Genomic DNA, 9,720 nt, shown 5'->3' on the forward strand with positions numbered 1-9,720 from the left:
GGCATCGCCCGTGCCGACCCAAAATCAAGGGATAGCCTATGTCCGTCAATGCAAAGAACTGGCAGGAGCTCAAGAAGCCGTCCGGTCTCGAAAAGAAGCCCGGCGGTGACGGCAAGCGCAAGGCGACCTTTATCGCCGAGCCGCTGGAGCGTGGTTTCGGCCTGACGCTCGGCAACGCGCTGCGGCGCGTTTTGTTGTCTTCGCTGCAGGGCGCGGCGGTGACGTCGATCAAGATCGAGAACGTGCTCCACGAATTTTCGTCGCTGGCGGGCGTTCGCGAGGACGTGACCGACATCGTGCTCAACGTGAAGCAGATTGCTTTGCGCATGCAGGGTGAAGGCCCCAAGCGGCTCCAGCTGTCGGCAACGGGCCCGGGTCCGGTCAAGGCGGGCGACATTGCGGTTTCGGGCGACATCGAAGTGATGAACCCGCAGCTCGTGCTCTGCCATCTCGACGATGGCGCGACGCTGAACATGGAACTGACCGCAGACGTCGGCAAGGGCTATGTCCCCGCCGTCGCCAACCGTCCGGCCGATGCGCCGATCGGGCTGATCCCGGTTGATGCCTTGTACTCGCCGGTCAAGCAGGTCAGCTACAAGGTCGAGAACACCCGCGTCGGGCAGGAGCTCGATTACGACAAGCTGACGCTGACGATCGAGACCGACGGCACGGTTTCGCCTGAGGAAGCCGTCGGTTATGCCGGTCGCATCCTGCAGGACCAGCTCGCGCTGTTCGTCGGCTTCGACGATTCGAGCGTGACGCGTCAGGCCCCGATCGGTCAGGCAGCGCCTGCCGCTGGTGGCACCGAGGTTTCGGGCGATACGCAGCAGATCAACCGCTACCTGCTCAAGAAGGTCGACGAGCTCGAGCTTTCGGTTCGCAGCGCCAACTGCCTCAAGAACGACAACATCATCTACATCGGCGATCTGGTCCAGAAGACCGAAGCCGAGATGCTGCGCACGCCGAACTTCGGCCGCAAGTCGCTCAACGAGATCAAGGAAGTGCTGTCGAGCATGGGTCTCCGCCTGGGCATGGAAATCCCCGGCTGGCCGCCCGAGAACATCGAAGAGATGGCGAAGAAGCTCGAGCAGGAAATTATGGGCTGAGCCGCACGGGATTAGCGCGAGCTAATCCCGAGACGGCGAAGGCCCGGCCGGCGGACCTCGGTCCGACCGATGACGCGGCTTCGCCGCGGCGTATCCGGCATCAGTTAGGGTTCCCGCCATCGCGGGTATGACGGTAATTTGGGTGGGCCACCGTCCCCACCGGCTCTGGGGTACCTCACACGGCCCCTTATCGAACGAAGGAAATACCATGCGTCATCGCGTAGGCGGCCGTAAGCTTCAGCGGACCTCGGCTCACCGCATTGCCCTGTTCCGCAACATGAGCGCCGCGCTCATCAAGCACGAGCAGATCACCACGACCGTCGCCAAGGCGAAGGAACTGCGTCCGTACATCGAGAAGATGATCACGCTTGCGAAGAAGGGTGGCCTGTCCAACCGTCGTCTTGCGCATGCGCGGTTGCTCGACGATGCGCAGCTGACCAAGCTGTTCGACGTTCTGGCCGAGCGTTATGCCGGTCGCAACGGCGGCTACACCCGCATCATCAAGGCCGGCATCCGCCTGTCGGATGCGTCGCCGATGGCGATCATCGAATTCGTCGACCGTGACGTCACCGCCAAGGGCCAGGACTCGGGCCCGGTGATGACCGGCGAGGAGTATGACGAAGCGGCATAAGCCCCTCGTCATCGGACGTTGAGAAAGGAGTCGCACTCGTCCAGAGTGCGGCTCCTTTCTTCGTTTCGGGGCTTTGCATGCGACCTTTTCCGATCCTCGCGGTTCTCTTGGCTTCCCCCGCTATCGCGCAGACACAGGCTCCCATGATGCACTATCCCGAAACGCGCCGCGTTCCCCAGGTCGACGAGCAGTTCGGCGTGAAGGTCGCCGATCCCTACCGCTGGCTCGAGAATGACGTCCGCACCGATTCCGAGGTGGCCAAGTGGGTCACGGATCAGAATGCAGTGACCAACGCCTATCTGGCGACGCTTCCGGGGCGCGACATTTTTGCGGCTCGATTAAAGCAGTTGCTCAACTACGAGCGGTTCGGCGTGCCGGTGAAGAAGGGCGGACGCTATTTCTATAGCCGGAACGCCGGCCTACAGAACCAGGCGGTGCTGTACGTGCGCGACAGCGTGGACGGCGAGGGCCGCGTGCTGATCGATCCCAACGGATGGTCGAAGGACGGCGCGACCGCGCTCGCCGAATGGTCGCCCTCGGAAGACGGCAAGAAGCTACTGTATGCCGTGCAGGATGGCGGGACGGACTGGCGGACGGTCAAGGTGCTCGATGTCGCGACCGGTGCGGTGTCGGACTCGATTGAGTGGGTCAAGTTTTCGGGTCTGTCCTGGGCGAAGGACGGGTCAGGATTCTATTATTCGCGCTTCGCCGCACCGGCGGACGGTTCGAAGTTCCAGGCGCTCAACGAAAACCAACAGGTCTATTTCCACAAGCTCGGCACGCCGCAGTCGGTCGATGCGCTGATCTACGCCACCCCCGACCAGCCGAAGCTCGGGCACAATGCGCAAGTGACGGATGACGGCAAGTGGCTGGTCGTCACCACGCATGAGGGCACCGACAACCGCTATCAGATCACCGTCATCGACCTGACCGCGCCCAAGCCTGCGCCCCGGACGATCGTCAAGGGCCTCGAAAACGAGTGGACGCTCGCGGGCAATGTCGGCGGCAATTTCTATTGGGTGACCAACAAGGGCGCGCCGCGCGGGCGGATCGTCGCGACCAACCTCTATGCGCGATCGGCCGAAGTGCCCGAAACCGAGGTCGTTGCGCAGGGCAAGGACGTGATCGATGGGGCGAACCTGGTCGGCGGGCGGCTGCTCGTGTCCTATTTGGCGGATGTGAAGAGCGAGGTCCGTCGATTCACGCTGGAGGGCAAGGCGGACGGCACGGTCGCGCTGCCCGGAATCGGCGATGTGGGCGGCTTTGGCGGGGACGCGGACGACAGTGAGACCTTCTACGCCTTCACCAGCTTCGCCACGCCCACGACGATCTATCGTTATGACGTCAAGACCGGCAAGGCGACCCCCTGGGCCGCGCCCAAGGTCGCGTTCGACCCGGCGCGCTATCACGTCGAGCAGCGGTTCTACACGTCGAAGGATGGCACACGCGTGCCGATGTTCGTGGTGCGCCGCAAGGATGTCACCGGTCCGGCCCCAACGCTGCTCTACGCGTACGGCGGGTTCAACATCTCGGTCACGCCGACCTTCTCCGCGACGCGGCTGGCGTGGCTCGAGCAGGGCGGTGTGCTTGCGGTCGCCAACATCCGGGGCGGCGGGGAATATGGCAAGGCATGGCACGACGGTGGCCGCCTCGCGCAGAAGCAGAATGTGTTCGACGATTTCATCGCGGCGGGCGAGTATCTCAAGGCGGAGAAGATCACCGGCAAGGACCAGCTCGTGATCCAGGGTGGCTCGAACGGCGGGTTGCTCGTCGGCGCGGTGACCAACCAACGTCCCGACCTGTTTGCCGCCGCGATCCCCGCGGTCGGCGTGATGGACATGCTGCGCTTCGACCGGTTCACCGCGGGGCGCTATTGGGTTGACGATTACGGCTATCCGTCGAAGGAGGCCGACTTCAAGACGCTCTACGCCTATTCGCCCTATCACAACATCCGCGCGGGCAAGCCCTATCCGGCGATCCTCGCGGAGACGGCGGACACCGACGATCGCGTCGTGCCGGGCCATACGTTCAAATATACCGCGATGCTCCAGTCGCTCGATCTCGGACCAAAGCCACGGCTGGTGCGGATCGAGACTCGCGCGGGGCACGGCTCGGGCAAGCCGACCGACAAGGTCATCGCCGAAACCGCGGATGCCTGGGCATTTGCGGCGAAGTGGACCGGGTTGCAGGTGAAGCCGGTTCAGTGACCTCGTGGGGCATCCTGCCCCGCATCGCGCAGGGGCAGGATGACCCGCACGCCGTCGAGCACCAGCACACGGTCAGGGGCGACCGGAGGCAAAGGCGCGTCGGGTAGAAGAACGTAGAGCCGCCGCGGGTCCAATACCCCGCGGGCAAAGGCGCGTTCCTCGGCGATCAGCCGGGCCGCAGTCACACGGTTGGTGCGGGCGGCATAGACCAGCCTGACGGGCCGTCCCGCGTCGATTGCCCGCCACGCGATCTCCTGGAAAAGGTCGAGCCGCCGCGTGGCGTCGGGTGGCATGATCGTGACGTCCCGCGCGCTCGCGATCGCGCTTTGCCAACGCGGATCGGTCGTCCGCTTCCAGATGGTACGGTCTTGCGCCGTATCGGTTTCGGCGCGCGTGAGCCGTGCCAATCCGCCGACATCGAGCAGCTGGATCGCCACCGCCAGGGCCATCAACAGACGCCCCCGCGCGATCGGCAGGCGATAGGCCGCCGTGATCGCTGCAAACAGGAGTCCATAGGCAACGGGCCAAAACAGCCGCGCGGATGCACGGACCGGATCGAGCACAGCCAGGACGCGCGGTGACAGCGGGAGGGTGAACAGCGTCGACCCCGCGAAATCGACTCGGTGCGAGATGGCGAGGAGGGTCAGCACGGTACCGGCCGGCAGCAGCCAGCACAGCCGCCGGTGCAGTCCGGTCGCAGGCGAGGGGGCATTCTGCGTCGTCGCCAATGCGAAAGGCATTGCGATGATCATGAGCAGCAGCCCTGCGCCCAAATACTGGAACGCTTCCAGTTGCCGGTCCGGCGCTTGCGCGCTCGCCGGCAGGAACCGCGACAGACCCGCGATCGCCGGGTTCCACGGGGCATCCAGAGGCATTCCGAACCGCCCGAACGTGCCCGTCGCAACGAACCCTCCGCGATCGATCAGCAAGCCCAGAACCAGGCCGACCGCGATCACAACGACGACCGCTCCTGCCAGCAGTCGTCGACGCGCCACCCAGCCCCCGTCGGCGCTGGCCAACCGCTCCAGGAAAGCGCTTCCCCAGATCGCCGCGACCATCAGCAACAGATAGCTGTGGATCAGCGCGGCGGTCACCAGCACCGCAATCCACCAGCGCCAGTCGCTTGCCCGGTGCGGACTGGCGTAGGTCCACAGCGCCCACAGGATCAGCCAGTGAGCACAGAGATTGACGTGGATCTGGCGGAGATACAGCGACGGCAGCAGCGCCAACACCAGCACACCGGCCCACAACATCCAGCGGTTCGGCGCATATGGCGCCAGCAAGGCGCGCGCCAACCCCAGGTGGAGCATCAGGCATGCCAACAGCCACGGCCCGACGACCTGAAACTCCCGGCCGATCAGGTGCCGGAACGGCGCAACGATCGTCGCCAGCAGGGGATTGCTGTCGGTAAACAGTAATGCGACGCCCTCGGGCGCGTTCAGCATTTGCGTCCGCCACAGACCAGCATGGGGGTCGTTCAGCCAGGCATGCAGCCCAAGCGCATTCTCGCCATTGTCGGTGCCGCGCAAAAGCCACCCGATATTGCCGGGGTCGAGCATGTTCACGTTGAAGAACGTCCAGAACAGCGCGATCGCCAGCACAACGATCAGGGCGAGATCTGTCGGTAGACGGGATGATGAACGCATACAAAGCCAGTGCCACGGCATGATGTAGGACGTGTTAACCGCACTGATCTGCGGAACATGCGCGGCCGGGGGGCTAACCACGCGGGTCTTCTCCGCGGCGCGGCGAAACTTGCGGTGCGACTCTGGCATCGCGGCGCACTTCTGCTATCTGGCCGCATGACCCATCCCAGCGACTCCATCCTTATCGTCGATTTCGGTAGCCAGGTGACTCAGTTGATCGCCCGGCGCGTGCGCGAAGCGGGGGTCTATAGCGAGATCGCGCCCTTCACCACCGCCGCCGATGCGTTCGAACGGATGCAGCCCAAGGGTGTGATCCTCTCGGGCAGCCCTGCGTCGGTGCTTGATGAAAACAGCCCGCGCATTCCGCAGGCGATCCTCGACAGCGGCGTGCCGATCATGGGGATCTGCTACGGCCAGCAGGTGATGATGCACCAGCTCGGCGGGACGGTGACGCTCGGCGACAGCGGCGAGTTTGGCCATGCGGTAATCGAGATCCGCGATACCTGCGCGTTGTTCGATGGCGCATGGGAGCCGGGCGAGTCGCATCAGGTGTGGATGAGCCACGGCGACAAGGTGACCGAGCTCGCCCCCGGCTTCCGTCCGGTCGCGGCAAGCCCCGGCGCGCCCTTCGCGGTGATCGCGGACGATGCGCGGCATTATTACGCGATGCAGTTCCATCCCGAGGTCGTCCATACGCCGGACGGTGCCAAGCTGATCGCGACCTTCGCGCGGCATGTCTGCGGGCTGAGCGGAGACTGGACGATGGCCGAATTCCGCGCGACTAAGATCGCGGAGATCCGCGCGCAGGTCGGCAGCGGTAAGGTCATTTGCGGTCTGTCGGGTGGGGTCGATTCGGCGGTCGCAGCGGTACTGATCCACGAGGCGATCGGCGAGCAGCTGACGTGCGTATTCGTCGACCACGGCCTGATGCGCAGCGGCGAGGCCGACCAGGTCGTCACGCTGTTCCGCAACCATTACAACATCCCGCTCGTCCACGTCGACGCCGAGGAAACGTTCATGGCCGGGCTTGCGGGCGTCACCGACCCCGAGGCGAAGCGCAAGTTCATCGGCGGTGCGTTCATCGACATCTTCGAGGCGGAAGCCAAGGCGATCGGCGGGGCGGACTTCCTCGCGCAGGGTACGCTGTATCCGGACGTGATCGAAAGCGTCAGCTTCACCGGCGGGCCATCGGTGACGATCAAGAGCCATCACAATGTCGGCGGCCTGCCGGCGCGGATGAAGATGCAGCTGGTCGAGCCGCTGCGCGAACTGTTCAAGGACGAAGTCCGTGCGCTTGGGCGCGAACTGGGGTTGCCCGAGATCTTCGTCGGGCGGCATCCGTTCCCGGGGCCGGGTCTGGCGATCCGTATTCCGGGTGAAGTCACCAAGGACCGCTGCGACATTCTGCGCAAGGCGGATGCGGTCTATCTCGACGAGATCCGCCGCGCCGGGCTGTACGACGCGATCTGGCAGGCGTTCGCGGTGCTGCTACCGGTGCGCTCGGTCGGGGTGATGGGCGACGGGCGGACCTATGATTACGTGCTCGCGCTGCGTGCGGTGACGTCGACCGACGGGATGACCGCGCAGGCATTCCAGTTCCCGGGTGACTTCCTCCCGCGCGTCGCCACCCGGATCGTCAACGAAGTCCGCGGCGTGAACCGCGTGACCTATGACTATACGAGCAAGCCGCCCGGCACGATCGAGTGGGAGTGAGACCAGCGTCCCGCAAGTTCCTGGCTCGGTAAAAGAGCCGGCTTGCGGAAACGAGGGAAAGGTTGGCGCGCCCGGAGGGAGTCGAACCCCCGACCGAGGAGGTAGAAGCTCCTTGCTCTATCCAACTGAGCTACGGGCGCGCGCCGGGGTCGGCTTTAGCGTGGATTGCGCGTTTGTGAAACGGTCTTCATACCGGTGATGCGGATGGGATGGGGGCCGATGAACGCACCAAAGAGCATGGCCGCGCGCGACCTGGGCGGGCGGGCTTTCCGATATTATGATTTCGTCATGGTCGCGTTCGTCGTGATCCTGCTGCTGTCCAATGTGGTCGGTGCCGGAAAGCGATCGGTGATCGACCTGCCGGGAGTCGGGCTGTGGCCGTTCGGTGCTGGCATCCTGTTTTTCCCGGTCAGCTATGTGATCGGCGACGTGCTGACCGAAGTCTACGGCTACGCGCGTGCGCGGCGCTGTGTGTGGGCGGGGTTCGGCGCGCTCGTTTTTCTGGCCGTCATGGAGCAGATCGTCGTCGCGTTACCACCCGCGGCTGGGTGGAACGGTCAGGCGGCGTATGAATATGTGTTCGGGCGTTCGGTCCTGATCGATCCCGCGGCCGCCACGGGATTGCGGATCATCGTCGCGTCGGTTGCCGCCTTCTGGGTCGGAGAAATTGCGAACAGCTTCGTTCTGGCGAAACTCAAGATCCTTACCGAAGGCCGAATGCTCTGGACCCGCACGATCGGCAGCACGATCGTCGCGCAAGGATTCGACAGCCTCATTTTCTACCCGCTGGCGTTCCTGGGCGCGCCCGACTGGCCGGTCGAGGCAATGCTGTCGGTGATGATCAGCCAGTTCGTGCTGAAGGTGTCGTGGGAGGTGTTGCTGACGCCGGCTACCTATCTGGTGGTGGGGTTCCTCAAACGTCGCGAGGGAATCGACGTGTACGATCGCGGGACCGATTTCTCGCCGTTCAAGGCGGGCGTCTGACGCACGTCCCGCCGCAGTGTCTGCCACGGCTGCCCTAGCCGGACCGGCAAACGGGGCTTAGGGTGGATCGTGGAAGGAAACTCCAATGACCACCGCGTATGACAAGCAAAAAAAGCTGCACTTCGACCTGACCAACGTGGGGCTGCGCGCGCAGGCGACCGCAGTGGGGCTGGTGCAGCTCTGTCATGAACTCAAGCGCGCGAATGTGCTCGACGAGGCAGCGATCGACCGGATCAAGGATGCGATCGCCGACGAAGTGTCTGTCACGGCACCGCGCTCGCTCGCCGCGAAAGGCTATCGCGGGGAAATCCGCACCCGCCTCGACCGTCTGTTCGACGGAGAGCAGCAGGTCGGAAGCGCTGATGCAATGGCGCTCGGCCACCAGCCGGAGTGATATGAGAGACGGGGGGCTTACGCCCCGACCGTCTCCAACAGGCCTTCGAACATCCGGCGGCCATCATTCCCACCGTGCGCTGCGCCATCGATGCGGCGCTCGGGATGAGGCATCAGGCCAAGCACGTTGCCGGCGGCATTCAGGACGCCCGCAACGTTGCGCGCCGATCCGTTGACGGGTTCGGCATAGCGAAACGCAACGCGGCCTTCGCCTTCGAGCCGATCGAGCGTTTCGGCATCCGCCGAATAATTGCCGTCATGGTGCGCGACCGGGATGATGATCTTCTCGCCCGCGGCATAGCGGCTGGTGAATGCGGTCTGCGCATTGTCGACCGTCAGCGCGACATCGCGGCACACGAAATCGAGCCCGGCATTGCGCATCAGCGCACCCGGCAGCAGACCCGCCTCGGTCAGCACCTGGAAGCCGTTGCACACGCCGAGCACCGGAACGCCGCGCTCGGCGGCGTCGCTGACAGCGCGCATGATCGGCGACCGCGCGCCGATCGCGCCCGAGCGCAGATAGTCGCCGTAGGAGAAGCCGCCGGGGAGGGCGACCAGATCAATCCCGTCGGGCAGCGCGGTGTCGCCGTGCCACACCATCGTCGGCGCGGCCCCGCTCACCTCGCGCAGCGCGACCGCGACGTCGCGGTCACAATTCGAGCCCGGAAAGACGATGACCGCGGTCTTCATGCGCGTTCCACCCGGAAATTCTCGATGACAGTGTTGGCGAGCAGCTTGCGGCACATCTCGTCGACCTGTGCGTCGGCCATGTCGTCGGCGACGTCGAGTTCGATCAGCTTGCCCGCGCGGACATCGTTGACGCCGGCAAAGCCGAGGCCGTCCAGCGCCTTGTGGATCGCGCGACCCTGCGGATCGAGCACGCCGGGCTTCAGCGTGACGAAGATGCGGAGCTTCATAGATATGTCCTGCTGCGACGGTAGGGGATGCGGGCCGCTATGCTCGCCCGGGCTACGGGCTGCAAGGGTTGGATGCGGGGGATCGTCCGCCACACATCTTCAATAGTCCTTCCCCGGCGAAGG

General features: G+C 64.7%; 9 protein-coding genes and 1 tRNA gene. 6 read left to right on the top strand and 4 right to left on the bottom strand.

What is annotated here, in order from left to right:
- Positions 1–38 precede the first annotated feature (38 nt).
- The 3 genes from ABIC17_RS05275 to ABIC17_RS05285 all read left to right on the top strand — a co-directional run bounded on the left by ABIC17_RS05275 (position 39) and on the right by ABIC17_RS05285 (position 3,944).
- On the top strand, positions 39–1,106 hold the full coding sequence (locus ABIC17_RS05275) for a DNA-directed RNA polymerase subunit alpha (RefSeq protein WP_242137497.1): 1,068 nt from the start codon (positions 39–41) through the stop codon (positions 1,104–1,106).
- Between the two features lie 208 nt (positions 1,107–1,314).
- The gene (gene rplQ, locus ABIC17_RS05280; RefSeq protein ID WP_242137496.1) at positions 1,315–1,737 is read left to right on the top strand and encodes a 50S ribosomal protein L17; all 423 of its coding nucleotides are present in this window, start codon (positions 1,315–1,317) and stop codon (positions 1,735–1,737) included.
- Between the two features lie 77 nt (positions 1,738–1,814).
- Complete coding sequence (locus tag ABIC17_RS05285) at positions 1,815–3,944, top strand: prolyl oligopeptidase family serine peptidase (RefSeq protein ID WP_502958412.1); 2,130 nt, start codon at positions 1,815–1,817, stop codon at positions 3,942–3,944.
- Here ABIC17_RS05285 and ABIC17_RS05290 read toward each other — a convergent pair.
- On the bottom strand, positions 3,938–5,590 hold the full coding sequence (locus tag ABIC17_RS05290; protein WP_354279802.1) for a DUF6311 domain-containing protein: 1,653 nt from the start codon (positions 5,588–5,590) through the stop codon (positions 3,938–3,940). The two genes, ABIC17_RS05285 and ABIC17_RS05290, sit on opposite strands and share 7 nt — an antisense overlap.
- 156 nt (positions 5,591–5,746) lie before the next feature.
- Between ABIC17_RS05290 and guaA the strand changes: the two genes are divergently transcribed.
- Positions 5,747–7,303 (top strand): glutamine-hydrolyzing GMP synthase, encoded by a 1,557-nt coding sequence (guaA, locus tag ABIC17_RS05295; RefSeq protein ID WP_354279804.1) that lies wholly within the window; start codon positions 5,747–5,749, stop codon positions 7,301–7,303.
- Between the two features lie 63 nt (positions 7,304–7,366).
- Here the strand turns inward: guaA and ABIC17_RS05300 are convergent.
- A tRNA-Arg gene (locus ABIC17_RS05300) sits at positions 7,367–7,443 on the bottom strand.
- A gap of 79 nt (positions 7,444–7,522) precedes the next feature.
- Between ABIC17_RS05300 and ABIC17_RS05305 the strand changes: the two genes are divergently transcribed.
- Positions 7,523–8,287, top strand: a complete 765-nt coding sequence (locus tag ABIC17_RS05305) for a queuosine precursor transporter (RefSeq protein WP_354279805.1) — start codon at positions 7,523–7,525, stop codon at positions 8,285–8,287.
- Between the two features lie 85 nt (positions 8,288–8,372).
- Positions 8,373–8,681 carry a hypothetical protein gene (locus ABIC17_RS05310; RefSeq protein ID WP_354279807.1) on the top strand — a complete coding sequence of 103 codons (309 nt, stop codon included), beginning with the start codon at positions 8,373–8,375 and terminating at the stop codon, positions 8,679–8,681.
- Positions 8,682–8,698: 17 nt separating this feature from the next.
- On the opposite strand, the gene purQ is transcribed toward ABIC17_RS05310, so the two are convergent.
- Both purQ and purS read right to left on the bottom strand, forming a co-directional pair.
- Positions 8,699–9,370, bottom strand: a complete 672-nt coding sequence (gene purQ, locus ABIC17_RS05315; protein WP_354279809.1) for a phosphoribosylformylglycinamidine synthase subunit PurQ — start codon at positions 9,368–9,370, stop codon at positions 8,699–8,701.
- Positions 9,367–9,597 carry a phosphoribosylformylglycinamidine synthase subunit PurS gene (purS, locus tag ABIC17_RS05320; RefSeq protein ID WP_131531432.1) on the bottom strand — a complete coding sequence of 77 codons (231 nt, stop codon included), beginning with the start codon at positions 9,595–9,597 and terminating at the stop codon, positions 9,367–9,369. Before purS ends, purQ begins: the two co-directional genes overlap by 4 nt.
- Positions 9,598–9,720: the final 123 nt, after the last annotated feature.

Source organism: Sphingomonas sp. PvP056 (genome assembly GCF_040549155.1).
In the GTDB taxonomy this organism is placed as follows: domain Bacteria; phylum Pseudomonadota; class Alphaproteobacteria; order Sphingomonadales; family Sphingomonadaceae; genus Sphingomonas.